This is a genomic window from Limosilactobacillus reuteri subsp. porcinus, assembly GCF_036621895.1.
In the GTDB taxonomy this organism is placed as follows: Bacteria; Bacillota; Bacilli; order Lactobacillales; family Lactobacillaceae; genus Limosilactobacillus; species Limosilactobacillus reuteri_J.
This window is the reverse complement of sequence record NZ_LN887475.1, coordinates 15,644-42,571: the sequence shown is the minus strand read 5'-3', so window position 1 is coordinate 42,571 and position 26,928 is coordinate 15,644. Positions and strand designations below refer to the sequence as shown.

General features: G+C 39.5%; 29 protein-coding genes and 1 other annotated feature. Of the genes, 4 read left to right on the top strand and 25 right to left on the bottom strand.

The window, feature by feature from the left end:
* Positions 1–111: 111 nt before the first annotated feature.
* From rplL to AACL61_RS08620, 17 genes are all read right to left on the bottom strand, one after another.
* Entirely contained in the window at positions 112–477 is a 366-nt protein-coding gene (gene rplL / locus AACL61_RS08700) for a 50S ribosomal protein L7/L12 (protein ID WP_003666310.1), read from the bottom strand.
* Positions 478–539: 62 nt separating this feature from the next.
* Positions 540–1,040: a 50S ribosomal protein L10 gene (rplJ, locus tag AACL61_RS08695; protein ID WP_003666309.1), complete on the bottom strand. Its 501-nt coding sequence runs from the start codon at positions 1,038–1,040 to the stop codon at positions 540–542.
* A 32-nt stretch (positions 1,041–1,072) separates the two neighbouring features.
* Positions 1,073–1,191 (bottom strand) — a sequence feature (ribosomal protein L10 leader region).
* A 70-nt stretch (positions 1,192–1,261) separates the two neighbouring features.
* Positions 1,262–2,359 (bottom strand): non-hydrolyzing UDP-N-acetylglucosamine 2-epimerase, encoded by a 1,098-nt coding sequence (wecB, locus tag AACL61_RS08690; RefSeq protein WP_339111255.1) that lies wholly within the window; start codon positions 2,357–2,359, stop codon positions 1,262–1,264.
* Positions 2,360–2,375: 16 nt separating this feature from the next.
* Positions 2,376–3,677 (bottom strand): glycosyltransferase, encoded by a 1,302-nt coding sequence (locus tag AACL61_RS08685; protein ID WP_339111254.1) that lies wholly within the window; start codon positions 3,675–3,677, stop codon positions 2,376–2,378.
* Between the two features lie 6 nt (positions 3,678–3,683).
* A complete protein-coding gene (locus AACL61_RS08680) occupies positions 3,684–3,818 on the bottom strand; it encodes a hypothetical protein (protein WP_003675926.1) in 135 nt (44 codons plus the stop codon).
* 334 nt (positions 3,819–4,152) lie between these two features.
* Positions 4,153–5,346: an aminotransferase-like domain-containing protein gene (locus tag AACL61_RS08675; protein ID WP_003667350.1), complete on the bottom strand. Its 1,194-nt coding sequence runs from the start codon at positions 5,344–5,346 to the stop codon at positions 4,153–4,155.
* A gap of 177 nt (positions 5,347–5,523) precedes the next feature.
* A complete protein-coding gene (rplA, locus tag AACL61_RS08670; RefSeq protein ID WP_003666300.1) occupies positions 5,524–6,216 on the bottom strand; it encodes a 50S ribosomal protein L1 in 693 nt (230 codons plus the stop codon).
* A 91-nt stretch (positions 6,217–6,307) separates the two neighbouring features.
* On the bottom strand, positions 6,308–6,733 hold the full coding sequence (gene rplK / locus AACL61_RS08665) for a 50S ribosomal protein L11 (RefSeq protein WP_003666299.1): 426 nt from the start codon (positions 6,731–6,733) through the stop codon (positions 6,308–6,310).
* A 139-nt stretch (positions 6,734–6,872) separates the two neighbouring features.
* Positions 6,873–7,415 (bottom strand): transcription termination/antitermination protein NusG, encoded by a 543-nt coding sequence (gene nusG, locus AACL61_RS08660; RefSeq protein ID WP_003666296.1) that lies wholly within the window; start codon positions 7,413–7,415, stop codon positions 6,873–6,875.
* Between the two features lie 117 nt (positions 7,416–7,532).
* Positions 7,533–7,709: a preprotein translocase subunit SecE gene (gene secE, locus AACL61_RS08655; protein WP_003666294.1), complete on the bottom strand. Its 177-nt coding sequence runs from the start codon at positions 7,707–7,709 to the stop codon at positions 7,533–7,535.
* 11 nt (positions 7,710–7,720) lie between these two features.
* Entirely contained in the window at positions 7,721–7,870 is a 150-nt protein-coding gene (gene rpmG, locus AACL61_RS08650) for a 50S ribosomal protein L33 (RefSeq protein WP_003666293.1), read from the bottom strand.
* Positions 7,871–7,935: 65 nt separating this feature from the next.
* The gene (gene rlmB / locus AACL61_RS08645) at positions 7,936–8,685 is read right to left on the bottom strand and encodes a 23S rRNA (guanosine(2251)-2'-O)-methyltransferase RlmB (protein ID WP_339111253.1); all 750 of its coding nucleotides are present in this window, start codon (positions 8,683–8,685) and stop codon (positions 7,936–7,938) included.
* Positions 8,675–9,088, bottom strand: coding sequence for a Mini-ribonuclease 3 (locus tag AACL61_RS08640; RefSeq protein WP_020842889.1), 414 nt, complete (start codon positions 9,086–9,088; stop codon positions 8,675–8,677). The genes rlmB and AACL61_RS08640 overlap by 11 nt, the downstream gene beginning before the upstream one ends.
* A gap of 11 nt (positions 9,089–9,099) precedes the next feature.
* Positions 9,100–10,512, bottom strand: a complete 1,413-nt coding sequence (gene cysS / locus AACL61_RS08635; RefSeq protein ID WP_339111252.1) for a cysteine--tRNA ligase — start codon at positions 10,510–10,512, stop codon at positions 9,100–9,102.
* 374 nt (positions 10,513–10,886) lie between these two features.
* The gene (locus tag AACL61_RS08630) at positions 10,887–12,038 is read right to left on the bottom strand and encodes a PIN/TRAM domain-containing protein (RefSeq protein ID WP_003675937.1); all 1,152 of its coding nucleotides are present in this window, start codon (positions 12,036–12,038) and stop codon (positions 10,887–10,889) included.
* A gap of 18 nt (positions 12,039–12,056) precedes the next feature.
* A complete protein-coding gene (radA, locus tag AACL61_RS08625; protein WP_339111251.1) occupies positions 12,057–13,430 on the bottom strand; it encodes a DNA repair protein RadA in 1,374 nt (457 codons plus the stop codon).
* Positions 13,431–13,455: 25 nt separating this feature from the next.
* Positions 13,456–13,992 carry a dCTP deaminase/dUTPase family protein gene (locus AACL61_RS08620; protein WP_102816687.1) on the bottom strand — a complete coding sequence of 179 codons (537 nt, stop codon included), beginning with the start codon at positions 13,990–13,992 and terminating at the stop codon, positions 13,456–13,458.
* Positions 13,993–14,130: 138 nt separating this feature from the next.
* Here AACL61_RS08620 and AACL61_RS08615 point away from each other — a divergent pair, with 138 nt between their 5' ends.
* Genes AACL61_RS08615 through AACL61_RS08605 form a run of 3 tightly spaced genes read left to right on the top strand, consistent with a single transcriptional unit; the run spans position 14,131 to position 16,491 of the window.
* On the top strand, positions 14,131–14,427 hold the full coding sequence (locus AACL61_RS08615) for a GNAT family N-acetyltransferase (protein ID WP_003666282.1): 297 nt from the start codon (positions 14,131–14,133) through the stop codon (positions 14,425–14,427).
* A gap of 11 nt (positions 14,428–14,438) precedes the next feature.
* Positions 14,439–15,122 (top strand): ribose-5-phosphate isomerase RpiA, encoded by a 684-nt coding sequence (gene rpiA, locus AACL61_RS08610; protein WP_102816686.1) that lies wholly within the window; start codon positions 14,439–14,441, stop codon positions 15,120–15,122.
* Between the two features lie 28 nt (positions 15,123–15,150).
* Complete coding sequence (locus AACL61_RS08605) at positions 15,151–16,491, top strand: C1 family peptidase (protein ID WP_102816685.1); 1,341 nt, start codon at positions 15,151–15,153, stop codon at positions 16,489–16,491.
* 230 nt (positions 16,492–16,721) lie between these two features.
* Here the strand turns inward: AACL61_RS08605 and AACL61_RS08600 are convergent, their stop codons facing one another.
* From AACL61_RS08600 to AACL61_RS08575, 6 genes are all read right to left on the bottom strand, one after another.
* Positions 16,722–17,513 (bottom strand): transporter substrate-binding domain-containing protein, encoded by a 792-nt coding sequence (locus tag AACL61_RS08600; RefSeq protein WP_102816684.1) that lies wholly within the window; start codon positions 17,511–17,513, stop codon positions 16,722–16,724.
* A gap of 15 nt (positions 17,514–17,528) precedes the next feature.
* Entirely contained in the window at positions 17,529–18,278 is a 750-nt protein-coding gene (locus AACL61_RS08595; RefSeq protein ID WP_339111250.1) for an amino acid ABC transporter ATP-binding protein, read from the bottom strand.
* Between the two features lie 5 nt (positions 18,279–18,283).
* Positions 18,284–18,985, bottom strand: coding sequence for an amino acid ABC transporter permease (locus AACL61_RS08590; protein WP_019252233.1), 702 nt, complete (start codon positions 18,983–18,985; stop codon positions 18,284–18,286).
* A 26-nt stretch (positions 18,986–19,011) separates the two neighbouring features.
* The gene (locus AACL61_RS08585; RefSeq protein ID WP_102816682.1) at positions 19,012–20,154 is read right to left on the bottom strand and encodes a trans-sulfuration enzyme family protein; all 1,143 of its coding nucleotides are present in this window, start codon (positions 20,152–20,154) and stop codon (positions 19,012–19,014) included.
* 264 nt (positions 20,155–20,418) lie between these two features.
* Complete coding sequence (locus AACL61_RS08580) at positions 20,419–21,285, bottom strand: alpha/beta hydrolase (protein WP_102816681.1); 867 nt, start codon at positions 21,283–21,285, stop codon at positions 20,419–20,421.
* The gene (locus AACL61_RS08575) at positions 21,260–22,009 is read right to left on the bottom strand and encodes a 2,3-bisphosphoglycerate-dependent phosphoglycerate mutase (RefSeq protein ID WP_003667318.1); all 750 of its coding nucleotides are present in this window, start codon (positions 22,007–22,009) and stop codon (positions 21,260–21,262) included. The genes AACL61_RS08580 and AACL61_RS08575 overlap by 26 nt, the downstream gene beginning before the upstream one ends.
* 130 nt (positions 22,010–22,139) lie before the next feature.
* Between AACL61_RS08575 and AACL61_RS08570 the strand changes: the two genes are divergently transcribed.
* A complete protein-coding gene (locus tag AACL61_RS08570) occupies positions 22,140–23,909 on the top strand; it encodes a cell division protein (RefSeq protein WP_102816680.1) in 1,770 nt (589 codons plus the stop codon).
* Between the two features lie 94 nt (positions 23,910–24,003).
* On the opposite strand, the gene AACL61_RS08565 is transcribed toward AACL61_RS08570, so the two are convergent.
* Together AACL61_RS08565 and AACL61_RS08560 are read right to left on the bottom strand one after the other, a co-directional pair.
* Positions 24,004–24,963, bottom strand: a complete 960-nt coding sequence (locus AACL61_RS08565; protein WP_102816679.1) for a beta-galactosidase small subunit — start codon at positions 24,961–24,963, stop codon at positions 24,004–24,006.
* Positions 24,947–26,833, bottom strand: coding sequence for a glycoside hydrolase family 2 TIM barrel-domain containing protein (locus AACL61_RS08560; RefSeq protein WP_102816678.1), 1,887 nt, complete (start codon positions 26,831–26,833; stop codon positions 24,947–24,949). Before AACL61_RS08560 ends, AACL61_RS08565 begins: the two co-directional genes overlap by 17 nt.
* Between the last annotated feature and the right edge of the window lie 95 nt (positions 26,834–26,928).

Here is a 26,928-nt window from a genome sequence, read left to right as displayed (position 1 = left end):
TAAATTGACATTTCGGGTATTATAAAGGAACACCTCATATGGTATCCCCGAAATAAAAAAGAGTTACGAAAAATTGCTTCTCGTAACTCTTTTTTATTTAATAACTTAAGACTACTTAAGGGTAACAGTAGCACCAGCGGCTTCAAGCTTTTCCTTGATGTCGTTAGCTTCGTCTTCCTTAACGTCTTCCTTGATAGCTGATGGAGCACCATCAACAAGGTCCTTAGCGTCCTTAAGACCAAGACCAGTAATGTCCTTAACAGCCTTAATAACCTTAACCTTAGCTGAACCTGGTTCAGTTAATTCTACAGTGAAGCTGTCCTTAGCAGCAGCGTCGCCACCAGCAGCACCTGCAACTGCAACTGGAGCAGCAGCAGAAACGTCGAATTCTTCTTCGATAGCCTTAACTAAGTCGTTAAGGTCAGAGATTGATGCTTCCTTTAATGAAGCAATGATAGCATCCTTATCAAAAGCCATGTTTATTTCCTCCAATATTTAGGTAATTAATTTTAATTTTATATTGTATTGATATACGGCAATTATGCGGCTTCGTCTTCCTTGTCGGCAATAGCCTTGACTGCGCGAGCAATCTTCCGCATTGGATCTTGCAATGCAGATGCAAGCATTGACAACAGTTCTTCGCGACCTGGCATATTTGCGTATTCGTTGATTTCGTCAAGAGTCTTAACACTCTTTTCGATGAAACCACCCTTGATTTCAAGAGCGTCGTGGTCATCAGCGAACTTCTTCAAGATCTTAGCCGGAGCAATTGGGTCTTCGTCAGAGAAGGCAACAGCAGTTGGTCCAACAAAAGTAGAACGAAGATCTTCGTAGTCAGTACCTTCAACAGCACGATCAAGAATCTTGTTCTTGATAACTGACATTTGGATACCAGCATCACGAAGTTGCTTACGTAAGTCAGTAACTTCCGCAACAGTTAAACCACGGTAATCTACAACGATAGCACTTTGAGCTGCATTAAGCATATCAGTAGTTTGCTTAACGATTTCAGCTTTCTTAGCAATAGCTGCTTCACTCATGAATTTTCACCTCCTGCAATGTTTTTTTGATCGGATTTATAAAAAAATCCCTATGACCGCAGACATAGAGAAGGAACTTTCATTTCTTCCTCGGCAGGCATTCGATTAAGGCTTTCGCCACCTGAGTCTTAGGCAGAGTCATATTTAATCAACTGTTACAGTTTAACATATTCTCTGAAGTTCTGTAAAGGGACTTTTTATAATTCTTTTTGAGTTGCTACTCATCTAGCAATAGCATCTAAAATTCGTTCACTTGCATGCCCATCCCCATAAGGATTCTGTGCCTCACTCATCTTATTATATTCTTCAGGACTATTTAATAGTGACGATAACTCTTTCGTTACATTATTAAATTGCGTACCGATTAATTTAAGAGTTCCAGCAGTTACTCCTTCCGGCCGCTCTGTAGTATCACGCAAAACTAGAACTGGTTTATGAAGTGCGGGTGCTTCCTCTTGAACCCCGCCCGAATCACTCATCACAAGTAAAGACTTACTCATAATGTTATGGAAATCAACAACATCTAATGGCGATATCAAATGAAAATGATTATCGTTTCCAAAAATTTTATTAGCAACCTCTTGAACTTTAGGATTCAGATGAACCGGATAAATAACGTCAATATCATTCCGTTGATCCACAATCTCTTTAATCGCCCTAAAGGTTTCTTCCATCGGTTTACCCCAATTTTCTCGCCGATGCATGGTAAGTAAAATAATCTTCTTGCTGGGATCAATTTCGTCTAATACTTGATGATGATACGAATAGTCAATCGTATACCGCAAAGCATCGATGGCAGTATTTCCCGTCACTATAATTCCATGCTGATGATTTCCCATTTTGAGATTGTTAGCACTTGTTTGGGTGGGAGCAAAATATAAATCAGCAAGATCATCAATCATTTGCCGGTTCATCTCTTCTGGATAAGGAGAATATTTATCCCATGTTCGTAAACCAGCTTCAACATGACCAATAGCAACCCGATTATAAAAGGCAACCAAAGCTGATGCGTAGGCTGAACTAGTATCGCCATGAACTAGTACAATATCTGGTTGCTCTTTTTGAATAATCGGTTCAAGCTTTGTCATCGTTTCAATTGTAATTTCCGTTAGTGTTTGTCCAGGACGCATTATTTTTAAATCATAATCAGGGGTTATTTTAAAAACAGCTAAAACCTGTTGAAGCATTTCAGCATGCTGACCGGTCGAAACAACTACTGATGAAAAACGATCATCTTGCTCCAAGGCCTTGACTACTGGGCCCATTTTGATTCCCTCTGGACGAGTTCCAAATACCGTCATTACTTTAATCTTTCTCATCATATCTCCCCGCTATTTAAGAAACATTTTTTCCATGTTCCGTTTTTATCCACGAATTTTGGCGAAAACTCCACCGCCAATAAGCCATTATAATACTAAAAAATAAGATAACATACATATAGGAAATTCCAAGCGGTAATAAGGCTAATTGATGCTTTTTTAAAGGTGGTTCATGGTAGTGGGCTAAGTCACGATAGTAAAATATCCCAAATATTATTCCCCAAAATAACGAAAAGACTACCAAGCCGGCCATCACTAGTGAAAAGGTCATAAGAGTCAAGTGACCATAAAGATTGTGCCAGTGAGTAAGGGTAATCGTCGTTAAAATGACAATCGCAACATCCGCAAGAAAATTGAGCCATGGTTGAAGCAGGAAATAATATATGCCAAGTTTCTGTGTCCTGCTTAAAACTCGGCTTTTAATAATTTGTGGAAGATACTTAAGACAATTTAAATCGCCTTGCACCCACCGGCTTCGTTGTCGAACAAATCTTTTAGGGGACGTTAACGCTTCCTGATAAACATATGTATCTGTCATATAATCAACATGCAATTTTTTCAGCATCATTTTTATCGTTAGTTCGTAATCATCTAAGAGCGCATTGCCCCATGGATGTGCGCCAATTTTATCAATAATTGGTGCAAGCCGGAAGAACTGGCCATTTCCACTTAAACCAACTGTTTTAGTATACATTCGCATGATCTGAGCCATATGATTAATACTAAAAAACTCAATATCTTGTAAAATCTGCAGCCAATTTTTAAAATGTGGATACATTTTAACTCGCATCTGAGTAATATTCGTCCTTGGCGAGGAAAAATAGGCATTTAATCGCTGCAGAGCATTATCAGCTAATTGAGCATCCGCATCCACTACGCCAATAATAACCTTTTCAAAGGGAACTCGCTGACGGATAGTGATCTGACAAATATAATCTAGGGCAAAATTCAAGACATCCCCCTTGCCTGTATGAGCATTAGGAAGATACCGTCGCAAAAGGTGGACCCGTGAGTTAGTAATCTGCTTAATCTGACTAACTGAATCGTCACTACTAGCATCGTCTACTACCACTATTTCAAATTGCTTAAATCGCAACAAACATTTGATTGTTCGTTGAATAACTGCTGCTTCATTAAAACAGGGAACAGTAACATAATATTGTAAATTGCGATCAATTTTAGCTGGTTGCTGGTTTCCTGCAAAGTGATAAAAGTCCCGAGGATACGAAATCATCCGAAATAGCAGACTAATCAATGAATAAACCAAAAATATAAACAGCGCGATCCCCCAAATAAGCGTAAAAATTATGATTAGCATCGAGAATTATCCCTTTTTCATATTTTGGTGATAAATCAGCCAAAATAAAAAACTAACTGCAAAGGATATTACAAACATTATTATTAAAGTAAAGATAACGGCTACTGCCATTTCTGTATTATTGAAATCTATCATTGACATTATCAAAAACTCCTTTTCCCTTAAAAATTTTTGATAATGCTTATTACTATCCCAATTAGATAGCCAGAAACCCGAATATTTAAAACTTTTCAGCAATTAATATAATTATAATCACAATTAACTCAAAGTACAGAGGGAGTTTATTAACGCAGTGGATTTCAGAAAATAAAAAACAGGAACGGATACAGGTTACGTCAACAGCGCATTATAATAGGCCTCCAGCGCCCGGTAAAACCGAACGTTGGAGGCCTATTATTGCTTACGGGAGTTCTTCTGTCTTGCTCCCATCATCATTTAATTTTATTAGGATTGTATTTATTAATGGCTGAAATAATTACTTATTAACTGCAGCTGTTAAAGCCGCTCCTAAACGTTTCAAACCAACTTCAATCTGGTCTTCTTTCATATTTGAATAGTTCAAACGGAAAGCACCAGGTTGAACTTCACCAGCAAAGAACGGATCACCTGGAACAAAGGCTACATCATGTTCAAGACATTCCTTAAATAACTCTACTGTATCATCAACACCAGGAACTTCTACCCACAAGAACATGCCACCCTCAGGATCCGTATATTTAACTCCTTCTGGGAAATACTTTTTAATTCCCTCAAGCATCAAATCTTTACGTTTGCCGTATAAAGCACTAATTTCTTTAACGTGAGCATCCACATCGTTATCAGCAAAGAATTGGGCAACCGCGAATTGAGCTAAGTTATCTGTATGGAGGTCAGCTGATTGCTTAAGAACCGTTAATTTATTAACTACAGCTTTATCAGCAACCAACCATCCTAAACGAAATCCTGGGGCTAACGTCTTTGAAAATGTACTCATGTAAAAGACATGGCCTGATTTATCAAATGACTTAACTGCTGGTACATGTTGGCCAGCAAAACGAATTTCACCATATGGATTATCTTCTAGTACATATACATCGTATTTTTCTGCTAATTCAGCTAACTGCTTTCGTCGTTCTTCAGTCATTGTTCGTCCAGTTGGATTTTGGAAGTTTGGCACAGTATAGATGAGCTTAGTATTTGGATTAGCCTTTAGTGCTTCTTCTAAAGCATCCATCTTCATCCCATCTTCATCCATCTCAACACTAGCAAAATTAGCACCGTAAGAACGAAAAACATCTAAAGCACACAGGTACGTTGGTTGTTCAACTAATACAGTATCACCCGGGTCAACAAAAGCCTTGCCCACTAAATCTAAGGCTTGTTCTGATCCCGTTGTTACTAAAACATTGTCTAATTCGGAATCCACATTTTCTTTTTCCTTTACATGTTGTTGGATAACTTCACGTAAAGCTGTGACTCCCTTCGCCGCTCCGTACTGCATCGCTTCTTGACCGTGTTCTTCAAAAACCTTATCAACAGCTGCTTTCATTTCTTTAACAGGAAACAATTCGGGTGCCGGCAATCCCCCAGCAAATGAAATAATCTTAGGATCCGCCGCTGCTTGTAAAATTGCACCAACCGCATCCGTACCATCTGCTGGAACACGCTTTGAATATTTAAATTGTGTCATTGTCGTCACTCCTTAATTAGTTTTAAACTTAAATGATAAACTCTAATTATTTTTTAATCGTTTTATCATTAGTTAATAATATAGCACAAGGAATCCCTATTGTGAAGTAAAAATTAAGATAAAAAAAGACTTTGAGCAAAAAGATCTCAAAGTCTTGTTAATTTTAATTAATTCAAATTAAAATGTAGTTAAATCAAGCGTAACACTTGGTCCAAATGTTGAAGAAATGGAAGCGTGCTTGATGTATGTTCCACGTACTGAAGCTGGACGAGCCTTAGCCACAATATCTTCTAAAGTAGCCAAGTTTTCAACTAACTTGTCAGTATCAAATGAAACCTTACCGAATGGTACAGCAACGTTACCATCACGGTCAGTCCGGTAAGTTACTTGACCAGCTTTGGCATCAGAAACAGCCTTAGCTACGTCCATTGTAACAGTACCAGTCTTAGGGTTTGGCATTAAGCCCTTAGGTCCAAGGACACGTCCTAAACGACCTACCTTAGGCATCATGTCTGGTGTTGCGATTGCAACATCAAAGTCAAGCCAACCGTCTTGAATCTTTTCTACTAAATCATCGTCGCCAACAAAGTCAGCACCAGCTTCTTGAGCAGCCTTAGCATTTTCACCATTAGCGAAAACAATAACTGTTTGATCCTTACCAGTACCGTTTGGTAAAACAACAGCACCACGTAATTGTTGGTCAGCTTGCTTTGTATCAACGTTTAAGTTAAATGCTACTTCGATAGTAGAGTCGAAGTTAGCGTAGGCAATATCTTTTACTAATTGGACAGCGTCTTTAACAGCGTATTCTTTCTTGCTGTCAACTTTCTTGAGCGCGTCTTGGTACTTCTTACCACGTTTTTTAGCCATCTTGTGTTTTCCTCCTTGCAAATGTGGTCTAACGGAGTTATACCTCCCACGTGGGTGCACTATTTTCATAGCGCATCCCGACTGCTAGTAATTAGTCTTCAACAGTGAAGCCCATGCTACGAGCAGTACCTTCAATCATGCGCATAGCTGCTTCTACGTCAGCTGCGTTTAGATCTTGCATCTTAGTTTCAGCGATTTCCTTAACTTGGTCCTTCGTTACTGAAGCAACCTTGTTTGTGTTAGGTTCACCGGAACCATGTTCAACACCAGCGGCCTTCTTTAGTAAGACAGCAGCAGGTGGCGTCTTAGTAATGAAGTCGAATGAACGGTCCTCATATACAGTAATTACAACTGGGATCAACATACCCTTTTGGTCTGCAGTCCGTGCGTTGAATTCCTTAGTGAAGCCCATAATGTTAATACCTGCTTGTCCAAGTGCAGGACCTACTGGTGGAGCTGGTGTAGCGGCACCGGCAGGAATTTGCAACTTGACAATGTTAGCTACTTTCTTTGCCACGAGACAAAACCTCCTTAGTCCGTGTTGTGGTCATGATGAGGCAGTAAGTTTTACCTCTCCCACAGTATGTTAATAGCATACTTAGAAAATATACCACAATTCTAAACTTATTTCAACAATTTTCAAAATATTAAACTAACTAAAATGTATCGATCTGATCAAAGCCTAATTCAGCAGCAGTTTCACGGCCGAACATTTCAACGGTCGCCTTAATCTTTTGCTTTTCGTGATCAACTTCTACAACCTTGGCAGTCATATTTGCAAAGGATCCTGCAATAACTTTTACAGTATCGCCTTCCTTAACATCAATGTCACTAACAGTTGTTTCAGTTCCCATCCGTTTCATAATCCGATCAACTTCTTCAGGAAGCAATGGGGTTGGCTTGGAACCACCACCGTGAGATCCTAAGAAACCAGTTACGCCGGGAGTATTACGAGCAATGTACCAAGCCTGATCAGTCATTACCATTTCAACTAAAACATAGCCTGGAAATGTCTTTTCAATTGTTTCTTTTGCTTGACCGTCCTTAACCTGGCGAACTTCTTCTTCAGGAACAACTACGCGAAAAATGTAGTCTTCCATTCCCATTGATTGAGCCCGTGATTCCAAGTTGCTCTTAACCCGGTTTTCGTAACCAGAGTAGGTATGGAGCACATACCAACGTTTTTCATGTGATTCCACGATGAATCCTCCTATCATAATTCAAATCATTTTTTCAGTAAAATAAAAAACTTCGTAATAGCTACGAAGTTCCCTTAGACTTAGTATAACAAACTAATTTCTATTTGACTACTAATGTTAAACAAAGAGTTTCATCATTAATTGAATTAACCAATCAAACAGAGCAAAGAATAGTACGAAGAACAGAGTCAATGAAACAACAATAGTCGTATCACGACGATTCTCTTTAGCTGTTGGCCATACAACTAGCTTCATTTCGTGGTTAACACTCTTAATAAATCGAATTAAGTGCATATTTTCCTCCACTATCTGCTTTCACGATGAATAGTATACTCACCGCAATGTTTACAGAACTTACGTAATTCTAATCGTTCTTGTCGTTGAGGGTTAGCGGTAATCGTATAATTACGCGCACCGCACTTTGTACATTCCAATGCTACTTTTTTCTGGGACATACTTATCACCTCCACACAGTACTTAGGTTAGCACGAATCAAGGTTTAAAAGCAATAAAATCAAAATTATTTTAAAGGATGACGAGAGTTGAAGCCTTGGTAGATCAATAAACTTGCCGCCACACTCGCATTTAAACTTTGAACATGCCCAATCATTGGAATTGTTAGCATTTCATCACAGGTTTTCTTTAGCAAGGATGAAATTCCTTTACCTTCATTGCCGATAACCAAAGCGACGGCACCATGCGCATCCCATGTTCGGTAATCTTTTCCTTTCATATCAGTACCAAACAGCCAAACACCTCGTTCTTGCAATTCTTTAGCAGTTTGAACCAGGTTTGTTACTCGGGCAACTGGTACATGTTCAATTGCTCCCGTAGATGTTTTGGCAACCACTGAAGTTAATCCTACTGCTCGCCGGCGTGGAATAATAATACCATGAACACCAGCGGCATCAGCTGTTCGCATGATTGAACCTAAATTATGCGGATCCTCTAGTTCATCAAGAATAAGGAAAAATGGATCTTCGTCATGCTTAGCCGCGTTATCAAAGAGGTCATCAATAGTTGCATATTGGTAGGCAGCTACAGCTAACACAACCCCCTGGTGATTTTGCCGGTCAGTCATCAAGTCCAATTTATTCTTAGGAACATTTGACACTACTAAGTGGCGTTCCTTGGCTAGTTTAACAATCTGGAAAATAGCATCGGCCTTTAACCCCGACTGAATAAAAACCTTATTAATTTCTTGGTCAGATTTTAGTGCCATCACAGCCGGATGCCGACCAATAATAAAATCTGTATTCTCATTTTTCATGCGCTGTTCGCCCCGCTTCTACTTGTTTAATACACCATTGCGCCAATTCGGCCAACCGCTCTTCTTTCCCAGCTAGTTTAAGGTAACCCATCACCGCTTCAAATCCGGTGGAAATCCGATAAGTCATGACTGATGTATTTTTAGCATGGGTATGACTATTAGCATTTCGGCCACGTTTGAAATATGACCATTCTTCATCTGACAATAACTCGTCTTCTTTCATCAGGTCAATGAGAGCCGCCTGTGCTTTTGCTGAAACATAGTGGGTAGCAATATGCTGCAATTTCGTTGGTTTGCTAATTCCCTTGGTTAAAAGATGCTGACGAATGTAAACCTCATAAGCTGCATCCCCTAAATAAGCCAAAGCAATTCCATTAAGTTGTCGATAGTCTGCTTGTACCATAAGGATCCTTTCTATTCCTTTTTGTAACGCGTTCCTTGAGGAGTGTCTTCAAGAATAATTCCTTGTTTTTTAAGGTTGTCTCGAATTTCATCACTTCGCGCAAAATCTTTATTCTTCCGTGCTATATTTCGTTCTTCAATCAATTGCTTAATCTTTTCATCATTAATTTGATTGTCACTTGCTTCAAGCTTAACGCCAAAAATACTCATCAATTCAACAAGTTCTTTTTTGATTGCGTGAAGAGCACCTAAGCTAACACTGTCTTGTTGAGCATAAACATTTGCATATTTAACTAATTCGTAGACTGTAGCAATCCCGTTTTGAACATTGATGTCATCATCCATTGCTATAATAAATTGGTGATGGAATTGCTCAAGCCGATCAGTGACTTCTTGAACATCTCCCTCATCGGCATCTTGTTCACGATAAGTCAAGTTATCAAAGGCTGTTTGAATATGATTAAGATTATTTTGCGCATCAGTTAAGTTTGCCTGACTATATTGAATTGGACGCCGGTATTGAGTAGTCGCCATAAAGAAACGTAAAACCTGAGGATCTACTTCCTTGATAATTTCATGAACAGTAATGAAATTATGGAGAGACTTACTCATCTTCTCGTTATCTTTTCCAATTGTTACAAAACCATTGTGCATCCAGTAACGAACAAATTTTTGGCCCGTTTCTGCTTCACTTTGGGCAATCTCATTTTCATGGTGAGGGAATTCAAGGTCTTGTCCCCCCGCATGAATATCAATTGTCTTTCCCAAGTACTTAGTAGACATCACTGAACATTCGATATGCCATCCTGGACGCCCTTTTCCCCATGGTGAATCCCAACTAATTTCGCCGGGCTTAGCTGCTTTCCATAAAGCAAAATCAAGCGGGTCTTCCTTCTTATTAACCTCATCCGCACTAACATGTTCACTTGCCCCAACTTCAAGGTCATCAAGTGATTGCCCAGAAAGCTGGCCATAGTGGTTAAACTTTCGTGCCCGATAATAAACATCCCCATCTTTAGGGTAAGCATATCCTTCCTCTATTAATCCTTGCACGAATTTAATGATCTCCGTAATGTTTTCTGTTGCCCGGGGATGAAGAGTAGCTGGTTCAATATTAATCGCTGCGGTATCTTCCATAAAAGCATTGATATACTTCTCCGCTAATTGTGGAACGGTAATCCCTTGCTCGGCCGCCGCCTTAATCATCTTATCGTCAACGTCCGTAAAGTTTGAAACGTAATTTACTTTATATCCCTTAAATTCAAGATAACGCCGGACTGTATCAAAGGCGATCGCACTGCGCGCATTTCCAATATGAATGTAATTATAAACCGTCGGACCACAGACATACATGTTAACAACGCCTGGATGCAATGGCTTAAATTCTTCTTTTTTTCTTGTTAACGTATTGTAAATTGTTAGCATGTCTATCCGCTCCTTAAAAATCATTAATAAAGAATTAATTTGTACAGTTAATCTTACCACATTCCGTATTAGAATAGCATTTCTGATGATATTAATTTGTATCCAAAAAATTATTTACCATTTGGTCATACTTTCTTCACATTCTACTGTTATTATATATAGCGTAGTAAAGATGAACTTTACTACATCAATGAAACCTATTATTTTTCAATTACTCCTCCCAATAGTAACCGAAAAAAATATTTTCTTTTTTACGAAATCTCCCCCAAGATTATCGTAATACTCCCTAAGAAGCAGCTTTTTCCCGAGCTGCTTCTTTTTTTGTTTAAAAAAATAGCTGGAAGTAAGAAAACTCTCTTCGCAGCCATTCTTTATTATTTTTTCTTGTCTTTATTATTCCGATTTTCTTTATGGTCTGTATGCTCGTCAATTCCTCGTTGTGAATGGAGCGGACGGGCAAAGATCATTCGACCAGCGTCTGTCTGAAGCGCACTGGTTACTTCAACTTCAATTTGTTTATCCATGAAGTAACGACCATCTTCAACAACCACCATCGTTCCATCATCAAGGTAAGCAACACCTTGTTGTCGTTCAGTCCCTTTTTTCACAACAACAACCGTCATCGTTTCGCCCGGGATAACTCGTGGCCGCAATGATTTCGCCAAGTTATTAATATTCAGTACTTGAACATTTTGGAATTGAATTACCTTATTAAGGTTATAATCATTTGTCACAATTACCCCATCGACTTTTTTAGCGAGGGCAATTAATTTACTATCAACCTCTGGAATATCTTCAAAGTCCCCATCATACATTTCGATTGGGACAATTTTCTCATTCCGTAACTTATTTAAAATATCAAGGCCACGGCGTCCACGAACACGCTTAATACTTTCGCCAGAATCAGCGATATATTGCAATTCATATAAAACAAAGTTAGGAACCAGTAATGTCCCTTCTAAAAAACCTGTTTTGACTAAATCATAAATACGCCCATCAATCAAAATATTCGTATCTAAGATTTTATAATGATGGTAATTATCATCCTGGCGTTCAATTACATTCCCACCATCGTTTTTACTACTTTTGGCATGGGTAAATGCTTTGCGCCAATCATCTAACCGCGTCGTACCAATTCGAAAACCAAAATAACTAAAGACAATCATCAAGAGGATCGGCAAAATATTATTAATTACCGGAATCCTCGTTCTCCACAATGGAATCGAAATAAGAATTGCTAAAACTAAGCCAATAATCGTTAATAAGGTCCCAAAGAAAAGGTATACGGGACTACGCTTGGTTAGTTCTTTTTCGATTCGCTGGATCAACTTTTCAGTGCCGCTAGCCAATGGGAGTGATAATAGCCAGAAAATAAGTGCACCAATAATAATGTCGATAAATACTAATAATGCCGGGTTAAGGGCGATGTTCAAAATCCCCCATAATAATGGCAAATAATAAAATCCCACTGCCGCGCCAACTAGAATATAAATAAGAGTAATCATTCTACGCCGCATTTGCTTCATCCTTTCAATTATTTATTTTTACCCCAACGCTAAATATAACGCTTCTTTCAGGGTTGAGACACCAATTACTTGAATATTAGTTGACGGTTTCCAACCCTTTAAATTATTTTTAGGAATAAAGATCCGTTTAAAGCCAAGTTTTTCTGCTTCAGCAACCCGCTGTTCAATGCGGTTTACCCGACGAATTTCCCCAGTTAAACCTACTTCACCGACAAATGCGTCAGTTGGTTGGGTACCTTTATCCCGGTAACTAGAGGCAATGCTTACCGCAATTGCTAAATCAATCGCTGGCTCATCTAATTTAACGCCCCCAGCTGCTTTTAAGTAAGCATCTTGATTTTGAAGCATTAGGTTAGCACGTTTCTCTAATACTGCCATTATCAATGATACTCGGTTTCGACTCAAACCGGTAGCAGTTCGCTGTGCATTTCCATAAACGGTCGGTGTTACCAGCGCCTGAATTTCCACTAAAATCGGTCGCGTTCCTTCTAATGAAACAACCACCGCTGAACCAGTTGCATCATGTAATCGTTCCTCTAAAAAGATTTCTGATGGATTTTTTACTTCCGTCAGTCCATTTGTATGCATCTCGAAAATACCAAGCTCGTTGGTTGAACCAAATCGATTTTTCACTGATCGCAAAATACGATATGTATGGTGCAGATCTCCTTCAAAATACAAAACCGTATCAACCATGTGCTCTAAGATCTTTGGACCAGCGATTGCACCGCCCTTTGTCACATGACCAACAACAAAAATCGTAATGTTATTACTTTTAGCAATCAGCATTAACTGGGCGGTAACTTCACGAATTTGCGATACACTACCAATCGCTGAACTTACATCCGTTGCCTGCATCGTTTGCACGGAGTCAATCACGACGTACTCTGGCTTGAGGTCACGAATAATATCCCGAATACTATCCATATTCGTTTCTGGATACACATAAAAGTCATCTCCAGCAACCTTCAACCGTTCCGCCCGCATTTTAATCTGTGTCCCACTTTCTTCTCCAGACACATATAAAACTCGGTGATGCTCATCGCTCAATTGTCCAGAAACTTGTAAAAGGAGGGTAGATTTCCCGATTCCAGGATCCCCACCAATTAGAATTAGTGATCCTGGAACGATTCCCCCACCTAAAACGCGATTTAACTCGTTCAATTTTGTTTTTACGCGGGGAGTCTCTGTACTATCAATCTCATTAATTTTCTGTGGTTTGGCAACTAAGCCGGTTAAGGTGGTGGTTGCTTTTTTTGCTGGTGCAGAATTGGCTTCTACCTGTTCTTCTACTAAAGTATTCCACTCACCACAGTTTGGACACCGGCCTAAGTAGCGTGGTGAGTTGTAACCACAGTTTTGGCAAACATATTGTGTTCGAACTTTTGCCATCGCATTAATTCCTCTCTAAGTTTATTTATTCCTTTGTTGAACCAAAGCCGCCAGTCCGTTTAGCGGTTGGTTGTTCTTCACTATCAGCAGTTAAATAAGGCATAAAAATCCCCTGACCGATCCGTTCTCCCTTTTTTATATGATAATCTCGTAACCCATAGTTAATAAGCTGGAAAAAAATTTCCCCTTCATTACTATCATTATCATAATAGTCTGCATCCACAATGCCGATTCCATTTGGTAAAATCAGGCGGCGTTTAAAAGGACCACTTGACCGGTTAGCCAATAAGAGAAATTCATCAGGTTGCATGTAGGCTTTGATGCCGGTGGGTACTAAGTATGGCTTTAAGCAGGAATCAGCAGCCTTAAACTCTTCATCAGTCAGCTTTTTTTGTTGATGAATTTGCCAAAGCGCCTTTAAGAAATTGCCTTTCCAAATTGGTGGCAGAACAAAATCTTCTGACGCCTCAAAATCATATCCGGCCGCCCGTGTTGTTTGGCGTTGGGGTAAATGTATATCTTGGTCTTTCTTACTAGAAACAATCTTAAATCCACGTTTCATTACGTTCACCTCATAGTGTTTTATTCTTAATAATTTCAGTATACTATTATATGCTAGATAATAAGTTAATGGTATCGCTTTGATAACTTGACTTTTAAAAGCAGTTTATCGAAAATTATTATGAAAGGATGTGTTTATATGCAATATCGAGTTGATGGTCAGCGTATCATTGCTTTTGACGATCAAGAACCTTTAGTTGGCGAGATCAGTTTCCCAAAAGTTCCAGATACAAATGATCACGTTGTCGTTGAACGAGTTTTTGTGCAACCAACTTACCGTGGACAAGGAATTGCAGCTGAACTAGTGCGTCAATTTGTGGATTATGCAACAAAAGAACAATACACTGTCAAGCTCATGTGCCCATATGCGGTAGCGCAATTCAAACTACATCCAGAATATCAGCAACTATTGCCAGTTGCAGATCGCTTTAATTAGGAGGAATATTAATGGATCAAAATGCATTAAAAGAACAAACAGGTAAGGAATCAGTTAAGTACATTAAATCTGGAATGATTGTCGGTCTCGGAACTGGATCAACTGTTAAATATATGGTTGATGAACTTGGTAAGCAAGTCCAAGAAGGTAAAATCAAAGACATTATCGGTGTAACAACTTCAAACCGAACTGCTAAGCAAGCACGCGACCTCGGAATTACAATTAAAGATATTGATGACGTTGACCACATCGATTTAACTATTGACGGGGCCGATGAAATCAGTGATGACTTCCAAGGTATCAAAGGTGGCGGTGGTGCCCTCCTTTGGGAAAAGATCGTTGCCAATACCTCAAATAAAGTAATGTGGATTGTCGACGAAAGCAAACTCGTCCACAAACTTGGTGCTTTCCCTCTTCCTGTTGAAGTAATTCCATTCGGTTCTCAACATGTCTTTGACCGTCTTGAAAAGAAAGGCTACAAGCCAACTTGGCGGATGGATGGAGATAAAAAGTTCCGGACCGATGAAAATAACTATATCATTGACCTTCACCTTGGCGAAATTGATAATCCTAAGGCCTTAGCCGACGAATTGATCCACATGGTTGGAATTGTCGAAACTGGTTTATTCTTAAATCGAGTTAACGACGTAATTGTTGGTACTCCAGAAGGTCCAAAGGTATTGCACGCTCGTTAATTCAATCTATTCAAAGGAGATATTGCAAATGAGCTTTTCAATTAATAAAGAAGATATCGCTAGTTTTCATAAAAACTACCGTCATCATCCTAACAGCAGTGTCTTAGAAAATACTGTTACAAAAAACGGGGTACGGAATGCAAGCTTTAATTGGCATTCAATTGCTGATAATACTCCTCATTTCTCCATTGACCTTAAAACGGGGGATGTTGCTGATCAAAAGCAATCTGGTCGTTGTTGGATGTTTGCTGCATTAAACACAATGCGTCATGATATGCAGCAAAAATTTAACTTACCTGATAATTTTGAACTTTCCCAAGCCTACCAGTTCTTCTGGGATAAGTTTGAAAAATCCAATTACTTCTACCAAAACGTAATTAAGACGGCTAAAAAGCCTACCGACAGCCGAAAAGTTTCATGGTTAATGAACGAACCACAAAACGATGGTGGCCAATGGGATATGCTTTGCGCCCTTATCAGCAAGTATGGGGTTATGCCAAAAGCCGCAATGCCCGAATCATTTAACTCTTCTAACTCACGGGGAATTGATGAAGTCTTAAACAACAAGCTTCGTCACGATGCCGTTATTTTGCGGAAAATGATTAACGAAGATCATGCAAATGAAGAAGCAATTGACGAAACGCGCCGTAAGATGTTGAACGAGAATTACCGGATGCTTGCTTACACATTTGGTGAACCGGTTAGCCACTTTGATTTCGAATATCGGACAAAGAAGGACAACGAATTCCACCGCGATACTAACCTTACTCCTCAAGAATTCTTTAAGAAGTATGTTGGCTGGAACCTCGATGACTATATCTCAATTATCCAAGCACCGACTGCTGATAAGAAGTACCACCAAACTTACACCATCGACATGCTTGGTAATGTCGTTGGTGGCCGCGAAATCAAGCACTTAAACCTACCAATGGATGAATTCAAGCAACTCGCGATTGAACAATTAAAGAATGGCGAAAGTGTTTGGTTCGGTTCAGATGTTATTAAATATTCAGAAACTAAACTTGGTATTATGGCCCTTAACACCTATGACTACGACAAACTATTTGACGTTGACCTTGAAATGACTAAAGCTGAAGCACTTGATTATGGTGAAAGCATGATGGATCATGCAATGGTTATCACTGGTGTTGACCTTGTCGATGGTAAGCCAACCAAGTGGAAAGTTGAAAACTCATGGGGTAACAAGGTCGGCCATAAAGGTTACTTTGTTATGAGTGATGATTGGATGGACAAATACTGTTACCAAGTCGTTATTAATAAGAAGTACCTTAGCGAAGATCTTAAACGTGATTACGCTAAGAGCCCCATCGTTCTTAAGCCTTGGGATCCAATGGGAACTTTAGCATAATAATTTAACATTAATTTGTGAAAAGGGAGCGAGACAGAAGTCACTTGTGACTTCGTTTTCGAGCCCCCGCAAGCAACAATAGGCCTTCAGTGTTCGACTTTTGCCGGACGCTGAAGGCCATTGTTGTACTGCGCTGTTCGTATTTTATGGAAGTGACCTAACTTATGTCACAGTTCCTTCAAAAAAGATCTCTAACACTGTAGCACACAGACGTTGGAGATCTTTTTTAATTATTCAGTAATATCTGTACCGAAGTACTTTTCAGATAGCTTCTTGACTGTTCCATCTTGTTGAAGTTCCTTAAGCGCCTTGTTGTAAGAAGATTGAATAGCAGTATCTTTCTTGTTAAAAAGTGCTGAAATCTTAGCTGGATCTTGTTCACTAGAAACATCAATCATCTTGAGACCCTTAGTACTGTTCTTCTTGCTGTAAGCGTACCAAGCTTCACGGGAGTTAACTGTCCCGGCAGCCCGCCCCTGCTTGATCATATCTAAGGAACTAGCAAAATCGCCATTGGGTGTAAGGCTACCTTTATATTTTTTAACCACATTCGCATTATTAGTTCCTGTACCAGCAATAATCTTCTTGCCTTTAATATCCTTCAAGCTCTTAATATTACTATCAGCAGGAACAATTAATGCAAACCGTGACTTGATATATGGGGTAGAGAAATTATATTGCTTGGCCCGTTCAGGTGTCTGTGTAATGTTGTTCATTACTACGTCAAACTTGCCTGAACCAAGACCGGCAATTAGCGAATCCCATTTAGTTGGTACAAAGTTAGCTTTTAAGCCCATCTTTTTAGCAACTGCTTTACCAAGGTCTACTTCAAAGCCAGTTAATTTGTTATTTTTACGATAAGAGTACGGGGAGTAAGTTCCCTCAAGACCAATTGTCAATTCTCCCTTATGAACTAATTCTGAATTAACAGCTGATGAAGCAGCAGAAACACTTGTGATTCCTGCAGAGGTACCGACTGTTAAAGCTGCAATTGTTAATAGTGCTTTCTTCCAAAATTTCATTATTCTAAACTTCCTTTATTTTAAATTTTCCATTGTCATTGAGGCGATAAAGTTCTTAATTCGTTTATTTGGATTATCTGGAGCAAAAAACTCGTCTGGAGTACCATCATATAAAATTTCGCCGTTTTCCACAAAAATAATCTTATCCGCAACATGTTTCGCAAAGACCATGTTATGAGTAACAATTACCATCGATTGTTTTTCTTTAGCCAATTGCAACAGGACCTTCAATACACTAAGCTCTAATTCCGGATCAAGGGCAGAAGTTGGTTCATCAAGTAAGATATACTTTGGTGACATTGCTAATGCCCGGGCAATCGCTACCCGCTGTGCCTGTCCGCCAGATAATTCATTCGGATAAGCTTCTCCGTAATCTGCTAAGCCCACTTTAGCAAGTAAATTATGCGCATTTGCAATTGCTTCCTTTTTCGCCTGTTTCAAAACCTGTGTTGGTCCTTCAATAATGTTACCAAGAACAGTTTTATTAGGAAAAAGATTATAGTCTTGGAAAACCATTCCTGTTTCTTGACGAATTGCCAACTTATCTTTATTGCTTATTTTTTGACTGAAATCCAAATGATGATCATCAAAATCGTACTGGCCGCTCTCTGGCATTACTAGTAAGTTAAGCGAGCGAAGAATTGTTGATTTTCCAGATCCAGATGGACCAACCATTACTGTTGTTTTACCTGCCGGAAACTCTAACGTGGTATTTTTCAAGACAGTTTTATTACCAAAACTTTTATTAATATTTGTTAATTTCATTTTTCTCACCTATTATTTGCATTTACTTGACGGTCTACTACCCGCTCAAGATATCCTTGGAAATAAGATAAGATTGTCGTAAAGACCGCGTAGACCATTGCTACTAAAGTATACATAAGTAACGGTTGATAGTTTTCGGCCGCAATCTGTTGACTGACGGCAAACATTTCCATAATTGTAATCGAAGCAGCTAATGACGTGTCCTTTACCAAACTTATAAAACTGTTTGATAAAGGCGGTAAAGCTACTCTTAAAGCTTGCGGTAAAATAATTCGCCACAAGATTTGCAACCGCGTCATTCCAATTGCTGCACCTGCTTCCCATTGCCCAGTTGGAACTGAACTGATCGCTGCCCGAATTGTTTCTGAAGCATAAGCACCGGTATTAAGTGAAAATGTAATAATGCCGGCTGTAAATGGTTCTAATTTTATTCCATGTGGTAGGACTCCCTTAATTCTCAGATATGGCAGTCCAAAGAATACAATAAATAATTGAACCAGCAGCGGTGTTGACCGAAAAAGCCAGACATAAAAACTAGCAATCCATTTAAGAATCATGAATGCACCACGTTGACGAGAAAGACGAATTAAAGCTGTTACTAGTGCAATAATCAGTCCAAAGAAAAATGAAATAATCGCTAACGGAATCGTATATTTAAATCCCGCCGCTAAGAGTTGTGGTAAAGATGTCTTGATAATTTCCCACATAAGTCACAGTTTCCCTTCTTCTATAATTAATCTAATTTTTTAAGTGCTTGTTGCAAGTCAGCAATAATATCTTCAGGGTCCTCAATTCCCACTGAAAGACGAATCAACTCATCTTTAATTCCGTTCTCTAATCTTATTTCCCGGGGAATAGATCCATGGGTCATGACAGCTGGAACTTCAATCAAACTTTCAATTCCCCCTAAGCTTTCGGCAAGATCAATCAATTGTAGACTTTCAACAAACTTCTTCGCATCTAAACCATCCTTAAGTTCAAAGGAGATCATTGCTCCAAAGTTACGCATTTGCGTAGCTGCAACCTCATGACCAGGGAAATCTTTTAAGCCTGGATAATAAATTTTTCCAATGTGGTCATCATTTTGGAGGAAGTTAATAACTTCATTCGCATTTTCTTGGTGAACGCGCATCCGCGCACCGAGAGTTTTCATCCCCCGTTGTAATAGCCAACTATCGTCAGGGCCAAGTGTACTACCGATTGAGTTTTGCAGGAATGCTAATTGTTCACCAATCTCATCATCGTTAGTAACTGCTAATCCGGCAACGACATCACTATGACCGCCTAAATACTTGGTTGCGGAGTGAACAACAATATCTGCCCCGAGAGTTAATGGTTGTTGGTTATAAGGGGTAGCAAAGGTATTATCAACAATTGTCTTTATTCCATGCTTTTTTGCGATATCAGCAATTGCTTTAATATCAGCGATTTGCAAGAGCGGATTAGTTGGTGTTTCAAAATAAACTGCAACGGTATTATCTTGAATTGCATTTTCGACTGCTTCAAGGTCTTGCATGTCAACAACAGTAAATTCAAGGCCAAAGCGCTTTAATACCTTATTGATTAACCGGAATGTTCCCCCATATACATCGCTACCAACTACAAAATGATCACCTTGAGAGAATAAAGAAAAAGTAGCATGAATAGCAGCAGATCCAGAAGCAAATGCAAAGCCGGCTGTTCCATGTTCAAGTTCTGCAATTAATTTTTCAAGAGATGCACGTGTTGGATTTCCTGTTCGAGAATATTCCCATTTAGGTTCACCGCCAAGAACGTGTTGATGGAATGTTGATGAACGGTAAATCGGTGTTGAGACAGCACCAGTGGTTGGATCCTCACTATTACCGCCATGAATTAATTGTGTATTGAATTTCATAATATCTATCTCCTTTAGAATACAAAAAGGCACAAACTCAAGAACTTCTCACTTGAATTTGCGCCTTATGCATTTATTCCCGATTACGTTAGCAGTTACTCAACTAAAAGTAAGCACGCCAAACTGTGGGTCGCATAAGACGCGATCCACAACAACAAACAGTAGCGTTAATTAATTGTTTGTTAAACATGACGTGTTCCTCCTAACTTAGTATGTCAAAATCATAACTTATAAAAAATAAGTTGTCAATACAATTCCTAAAATTTATTTAAATTGATCGTCAAGAAACTTCTGCACAATATTATAAATTGTTGGACTCCAGAAATCTCGTTCATGGTTCGCACCCTTAACCCGGTACGCTTCAACAGAATTTCCATTATCCTTCAACCGCATATACATTTTTTCCATCTGTTCATAGGGAACAACCTTGTCAGCATCGCCATGGAACAATAAGAATGGTGGATAGTTTTGTCCATCTTTGACTTGATATAAGGGACTCATTTGTTTTTCAATTTCTGGCCACTTTGATACATCAGACCCTAATAAGCAATATTGCAGTAGCTTATTTCCCGGAACGTTAGCATCATACTCAAATGTCTTCTCCACGTCCATTGGAGCAAAACAGCTAACCACAGCGTCTACTGCATCCGATTCATCTTGATAAAGGTCAACTTTGTAGCGCGGATCATCACCCGTTAAGCCGACTAGCATTGCCGCATTGGCCCCAGAGGAAGTTCCCCAAATTGCAACCTGTCGCGGTTCAATTGCATATTTTTGCGCATTGGCCCGTAAGAAACGAATGGCAGTCTTAACATCTTGCAAAAAGGCAGGAAATGGGTGGCCATCAATTGAACTACGGTGTTGAACAGTCGCTACAATATAACCGGCCCGAACAAATTGAACCAGTTGTGGAATTTCTTCTCCCATTTTTGGCGTTCGCCACGAGCTTCCTTGAACAAAAACAATCAATGGTCGCGGTTCAGTTTGATATTGTTTCGGGAAACGTTGCGTCCACGGTGCTAAGATCGACATATGTAATGCCTCCCCATCCATTGCACCATAAACAATATTTTCAATCAAGCGTACTTGATCGCTTAATGTTGGGTTATTTGCTAATTCGTGTATTGTCATCAATTTCACCATCCATTGTTATAAAAGTCTTTTTAATGACATTAAGATGATCATCAAAGCGATATAAAATTGGTTTGCCATTTGGAACTTCTACTTTATCAATATCGTCATCTGAAATACCATCTAAATATTTAATTAGGGCCCGCAAAGAACTACCATGGGCAACAATTAACTGATTATGTCCATCAATCAAACGAGGCGCAATATGGTCTTGCCAATATGGAAGGAGTCGTTGGAGCGTCATTTCTAAACTCTCACTAAGCGGAATCTTAACTCCTAAGCGATCATAGCGGCGATCATGCTGACGCTCTTTTAATTGTGGTGGTAAATCTTTAAAACCACGCCGCCATTTATGAAGCTGTTCTGCACCAATCTCTTTCTTCACTTCATCTTTGTTCCGACCACTCAATGCCCCATAATGACGTTCGTTTAGTCGCCACGTTTTATGGACAGGAATATATAACTGATTAATTTCTTCTAGGATAATATTAGTCGTCATGATTGCCCGTTCCATGTAAGACGTATATGCATCACTAAATTGGATACCCAGTCTTAGCAATTCCTTGCCGACTAATTCACCCTGTTCAATTCCTTTAGGAGTCAACGGAACATCAGTCCAGCCAGTAAAAATATTATCACGATTAGCTTGACTTTGCCCATGACGTACAATTACTAATTCTGCCATTTTTTCACTCCCCTTTGCCACTATCTTATAATAGCGCATTTTACTAGTGCTTAACAATTAAACTAGCTGCAGAAGGTTATTTTACAGCCAACTTTTCTGCCGTATAATTATTAAGGTAAGTATTTGAGGAAAGGAAAAATTAAACTGGTTTAGTTTAATTCTCAATTTTATGAAATCTAAAATTGCTAATCTAATTAATTGGGGGCTCCCATACTGTGCCATCGCTGCAATGGCCTATTTAATCATGTTCCCCCAACTTGTATCACACGGAGTTATTCTAGGAACGGACTCCATTTTTCACTTTAACCGTTTTTATGATGCCGCTAAGCAAATTCAACAGTTCAATTTTAGTTATTTTCAAAGTAATTATGGTTTTCAACAAAGCGGCCGCATCATCAATGCCGTCTATGGCCCCCTCTTTGCATATTTAAATGGGGCCATTCTTGGAATAGTAGGAACCTGGTATCAATATCAGATTGTTACTACCTTTATCGTCTATCTATTAGGTGGAATCGGTATGTATCGACTTGGCATCCGTGTTCATAGTAAACGGACATTTGCAATTATCTGTTCCCTAATCTATATGAACATTGGGTGGCTTCCACGATGGGAATTAGCACAGAATATGAATGCATGGGGAGCTGCTCTGGCTCCTTATATGGTAATTTGCGGCGTACGCATGATTCAGGATCACCAACGACCAGTTAACTGGCTACAATTGATGACCCTGATGACGATCATCATTCAGATCCACATGCTAAGTTCTTTATTTTTCGTGATTACCCTAACACCATTCTTTATTATTGGGCTAATTATAACGACTAATCGTAAGCAAATGTGGATCGAAACGCTAAAGGCAGTCGGCGGAACGGTTATTTTAACAGCCAATGTCTGGGGAGCCTTATTAATGCTTAACCTCCATAATAATATTGCCAATCCTGCCGATTTCAGTCTCGCAGATAATGTGCTATTACCTTCAATGTTTAGCAGTACACGCGATTATCTAATCTACGCAATGTGGATTCTCTTTATCCTTCAACTCATTTACGTATTATTCACCTTCAAAAAATCGCTTACTAATACAGTCCTGACGTTACTTGGTTCTTTGGTCCTCCTGCTTAGTTCTTCCCTTACTCCTTGGTCCTTTTTTCAAGATGTGATTCCCGCACTTGGACACACTTTGCAGTTCCCTAACCGGTTGACAATCATTGCCTTTCCCCTCTTACTCGCAGGAGTTGGGATCAGCGCTACAACCCTTGATAAAAAAGCGCAAGAGATTGACTTACGAAATCAATTAATCACTGGTATCCTCTTGTTAATGGTTTTTCTGGTCTTTACTCCTACGACAATTGATGTTTATAAACGTGCAGCCCGCTATGACTCGGAAATTGTCCTTAATAGCTTTAGCGCGATTACCCGCGTAAGTGAAAATAAAACCGCCCTGCGACATTCCGTCCACGATCTTTACCCTGGCCAATTGTTAACGATGGTCGAGAAGAGAAGTCCTGACTATTTGCCAATTCCTAAGAAGTACATGAATCAAAAATATGTTCGTTCTTACGCTTACGAAGGACAAATCATTAATGAAGCCCATAAATATACTCATACTGTCTTGCCGCATGGAGGATTGCAATTATCATGGGAAGCAGGAAAAGCGGGAAAAGTTCGGTTACCAATTATTACGTATCACGAATCACAACTAACGGTTAATGGTCACCTACTTCGCCACTATCAGCGATCCTCGGTTGGTGCTCCCTACATTCAGCAACGTAAAGGGAAAAATACTGTTACCCTCTACTTTAAGCAAGCAAAATGGTTCACCGCTTTATTAGTGATCTCGTTAGTTGGTCTTAGCATTCTTGCAATTTATGGTCTTTATTATTTCTGTACTCATATTAAGAAATACTTCCAAGGAATTGTAGCTGGACAAATTGATTAAAACAACAAAGCCTCTATCGCTCGGTAAAGCCGAACGTTAGAGGCTTTGTTTTAATTTTTTATGAACATAGCGGCATAGACTATAATCCAACCTCTTATTTTGCATTCACTACAAACGAAAGCTCAACATCACGGTCGGCAGGAATATGATACTGTTCTTCAACATCTGCACCCCAGCTATCAATTCCCCCAACACCTCGAACGGCCCCCGCAACAACGAGAACAGTTCGTCGTGCGAGTGGGAGCTCTTCGATGTGTGTTGCACTTTCTAATTCCTCCGCTGTATATGGTAAACAACTGAAGGCAAATGGTTGCTCGTCTTGCTTAATAGTTAAGCTAAATGGTTCCCGAGAATGATCAGCATTATTTTGGGTGGAATCGCGGGTAATTGTTAATGCATGAGTATCCATATGCATTCCATTTTCCTGAGGGACTAGATACTTAGTAACTGGTAAGCCGTCAACATGGAAGGTACCCTCAGTCGCTCCTGCCATCCGGTCGGGGTAAGTTTCACCAGATAATCCTTGATAGTCAAAGCCGGTAGCAACTGTTGGCATGATAAAACGCATTCCTACTACTGGTAGACCAGGTAAGTCTTCATGGCCGTAATAGTACATTGTCACTTTAATCTCACCTTGTCTGTTAACCTCATAAGTTACAGTGACTTGCGTGGCCGGAACTGTTAGCGTCTCAAAAGTATACTTAATTTTGACGTTTTCAGCAGATACCGGATCACTAAATTCATTGGTTATCGGCGCAATAGGTAATTCAGCAAAGTGTTGATTATCAACTGTCAGGTCAATCCCAACACACTTATGAAAAGTGTCCGCTGCTAACCACTGAGCAGACCGAATATTAAAGCCGCTTCCTCGGTCATTGTCAGTGGTTGCCCGCCAAAACGTCGGCATTGGTTCACGATATAGCCATTCTTTACCGTTTAGCTTAAGCGATTCTAGTCCACCACGCTCATAGCTAAAAATATAATGAAAGCCGTCACCACTAAGTCCTAATGTCGCATCACCATATATCACGCGTAATTTATTTGTGTAAGCCATAGTAGTATCTTACCTCCTGCATTGCTGGCTTCGGTGTCCGATCAGCAAACATCAAGCCATCTCCCGAGAATTCGTAATCTGAGTGACGATCATCGAAATCACCACCATAGCGCATCACTTCTTGCCCACTTACCGGATCCTTAACAAGGAGGGCTTGATCAATAAAGTCCCAAATGAAGCCGCCAAAGTATTGTGGGTATTTATCAAGTAAAGAAATGTATGAACCCATTCCACCATCAGAGTTCCCCATATCATGCATGTACTCACATTCCATAAATGGCTTGTCTGGATTGTTCTTCAAGTATTCCTCAACTTCTTTAGGTGGTAAGTACATCCAGCTTTCAACGTCTGAGATCCGATCACGGTATTCAGGAGTATGACAAACTCCTTCATAGTGAACAAGCCGACTGTCATCATGCTTCTTATAGAATTCATTCATTTTGACAATATTATCGCCAGCATATGATTCATTACCTAAAGACCAGAATAAAATCGACGGGTGGTTCTTAAATGTTTCATAGTTAGTCCGTGCCCGATCTACTACTACGTCACGCCATTGAGGAACTGAACCAGGGACGTTATATGATGGTTCAATTGCTCCCATCTTCTGCCAGGTAGCATGGGATTCCAGATTATTTTCGGCCATCATGTAAATTCCGTTATCATCACAAAGGTAATACCACGGAATCTGGTCTGGATAGTGACACGTCCGGACGGCATTAATATTATTTTCCTTAAAGGTGTGAATATCACTCGTCATATCATCCATCGTGATCGCACGCCCACGTCTAGCATCCCATTCGTGACGGTTAACACCATTGATAATTAACCGTTGACCATTCAATAGGACAACATGGTCTTTATTAATTTCAATTCGGCGAAAACCAAAACGGTATGGAACGAGTTCGACCAAATTACCTTCGTCATCACGAATTTCAATCAACAATTGATAGAGGTAAGGATCATGGTTATCCCATAAGTGAATATTTTCTAAAAATTGATCCTGAACTTTTACCGTGGAGTCAACAGGGTGTGTTTCATTGACGAGCGTATTACCATCATTGTCGATAACCCGTACATTAACGTTCCCAGTCTTTTCACCGTGAAGTTGAAGGTCAACATTAAAAATACCGTCCTGATAATTATCAGTAACAATTGGCCGAATATTAAGGTCTTCAACATGAACAAGTGGTTGGGCTAATAAGTTTACACTCCGGAAAATTCCAGAAAAACGGAACATATCTTGATCCTCAATCCACGAGGCGGTACTATGCTTGAAAACTTCCACAGCTAAAACATTACCTTCATCTTGAATGTAAGGAGTCAGGTCAAATTCAGAGGGGGTAAAACTGTCTTCAGCGTAACCAATAAAGTGACCATTAAGCCAAACATACATGGCCCGCTCAACACCATCAAAACGAATGCGGATCTGCTTTCCCCGTAAAGAAGGTTCAAGGTCAAAACGTTTTAAGTATTCGCCAACAGTATTATCATCCCCATCACTAAATGATCCCTCTTGCGCATCATCAGGACTAAGGGCATATGCAGGACGACGGTAAATCTTACCTTCCCACGGAATCAAAGTGTTAATGTAATTATTTTGGGCGTAATTATTTAGTTCAATCTCACTAGGCACTTCGATTGTTCCAAAACTACTGCTATCATAATCTGTCTTATAAAAGTCTTCTTCGCGTTCACGCGGGTTTTCAGCAAAGTTAAATTGCCATTGACCATCCAAGTTTTGCGCAAAACGACTATTATTATGCCGCCATTCATCATAGTTACCGTAATAATAATGGTCACTATGTGCAGGTAATTGATTAACACGGAATGTTTCCGGTTCATCAAGCCATTTGATATCTGCATCCATGAATAAATCCCTCCTCGTTACTATCTACAACATCTAAAGTATAGCGCTTTCATGATTGAGATAGCAAGAGGATAGGTAAAATTTACGTAAATTTT

What these genes read in the sequence shown, in the direction of transcription:
- rplL (WP_003666310.1), bottom strand. Translation starts at nt 477, where the DNA reads ATGGCTTTTGATAAGGATGCTATCATTGCTTCATTAAAGGAAGCATCA.
- rplJ (WP_003666309.1), bottom strand. Translation starts at nt 1,040, where the DNA reads ATGAGTGAAGCAGCTATTGCTAAGAAAGCTGAAATCGTTAAGCAAACT.
- wecB (WP_339111255.1), bottom strand. Translation starts at nt 2,359, where the DNA reads ATGAGAAAGATTAAAGTAATGACGGTATTTGGAACTCGTCCAGAGGGA.
- AACL61_RS08685 (WP_339111254.1), bottom strand. Translation starts at nt 3,677, where the DNA reads ATGCTAATCATAATTTTTACGCTTATTTGGGGGATCGCGCTGTTTATA.
- AACL61_RS08680 (WP_003675926.1), bottom strand. Translation starts at nt 3,818, where the DNA reads ATGTCAATGATAGATTTCAATAATACAGAAATGGCAGTAGCCGTTATC.
- AACL61_RS08675 (WP_003667350.1), bottom strand. Translation starts at nt 5,346, where the DNA reads ATGACACAATTTAAATATTCAAAGCGTGTTCCAGCAGATGGTACGGAT.
- rplA (WP_003666300.1), bottom strand. Translation starts at nt 6,216, where the DNA reads ATGGCTAAAAAACGTGGTAAGAAGTACCAAGACGCGCTCAAGAAAGTT.
- secE (WP_003666294.1), bottom strand. Translation starts at nt 7,709, where the DNA reads ATGCACTTAATTCGATTTATTAAGAGTGTTAACCACGAAATGAAGCTA.
- rpmG (WP_003666293.1), bottom strand. Translation starts at nt 7,870, where the DNA reads ATGTCCCAGAAAAAAGTAGCATTGGAATGTACAAAGTGCGGTGCGCGT.
- rlmB (WP_339111253.1), bottom strand. Translation starts at nt 8,685, where the DNA reads ATGAAAAATGAGAATACAGATTTTATTATTGGTCGGCATCCGGCTGTG.
- AACL61_RS08640 (WP_020842889.1), bottom strand. Translation starts at nt 9,088, where the DNA reads ATGGTACAAGCAGACTATCGACAACTTAATGGAATTGCTTTGGCTTAT.
- cysS (WP_339111252.1), bottom strand. Translation starts at nt 10,512, where the DNA reads ATGCTAACAATTTACAATACGTTAACAAGAAAAAAAGAAGAATTTAAG.
- AACL61_RS08630 (WP_003675937.1), bottom strand. Translation starts at nt 12,038, where the DNA reads ATGAAGCAAATGCGGCGTAGAATGATTACTCTTATTTATATTCTAGTT.
- radA (WP_339111251.1), bottom strand. Translation starts at nt 13,430, where the DNA reads ATGGCAAAAGTTCGAACACAATATGTTTGCCAAAACTGTGGTTACAAC.
- AACL61_RS08620 (WP_102816687.1), bottom strand. Translation starts at nt 13,992, where the DNA reads ATGAAACGTGGATTTAAGATTGTTTCTAGTAAGAAAGACCAAGATATA.
- AACL61_RS08615 (WP_003666282.1), top strand. Translation starts at nt 14,131, where the DNA reads ATGCAATATCGAGTTGATGGTCAGCGTATCATTGCTTTTGACGATCAA.
- rpiA (WP_102816686.1), top strand. Translation starts at nt 14,439, where the DNA reads ATGGATCAAAATGCATTAAAAGAACAAACAGGTAAGGAATCAGTTAAG.
- AACL61_RS08605 (WP_102816685.1), top strand. Translation starts at nt 15,151, where the DNA reads ATGAGCTTTTCAATTAATAAAGAAGATATCGCTAGTTTTCATAAAAAC.
- AACL61_RS08600 (WP_102816684.1), bottom strand. Translation starts at nt 17,513, where the DNA reads ATGAAATTTTGGAAGAAAGCACTATTAACAATTGCAGCTTTAACAGTC.
- AACL61_RS08595 (WP_339111250.1), bottom strand. Translation starts at nt 18,278, where the DNA reads ATGAAATTAACAAATATTAATAAAAGTTTTGGTAATAAAACTGTCTTG.
- AACL61_RS08590 (WP_019252233.1), bottom strand. Translation starts at nt 18,985, where the DNA reads ATGTGGGAAATTATCAAGACATCTTTACCACAACTCTTAGCGGCGGGA.
- AACL61_RS08585 (WP_102816682.1), bottom strand. Translation starts at nt 20,154, where the DNA reads ATGAAATTCAATACACAATTAATTCATGGCGGTAATAGTGAGGATCCA.
- AACL61_RS08580 (WP_102816681.1), bottom strand. Translation starts at nt 21,285, where the DNA reads ATGACAATACACGAATTAGCAAATAACCCAACATTAAGCGATCAAGTA.
- AACL61_RS08575 (WP_003667318.1), bottom strand. Translation starts at nt 22,009, where the DNA reads ATGCGCTATTATAAGATAGTGGCAAAGGGGAGTGAAAAAATGGCAGAA.
- AACL61_RS08570 (WP_102816680.1), top strand. Translation starts at nt 22,140, where the DNA reads ATGAAATCTAAAATTGCTAATCTAATTAATTGGGGGCTCCCATACTGT.
- AACL61_RS08565 (WP_102816679.1), bottom strand. Translation starts at nt 24,963, where the DNA reads ATGGCTTACACAAATAAATTACGCGTGATATATGGTGATGCGACATTA.
- AACL61_RS08560 (WP_102816678.1), bottom strand. Translation starts at nt 26,833, where the DNA reads ATGGATGCAGATATCAAATGGCTTGATGAACCGGAAACATTCCGTGTT.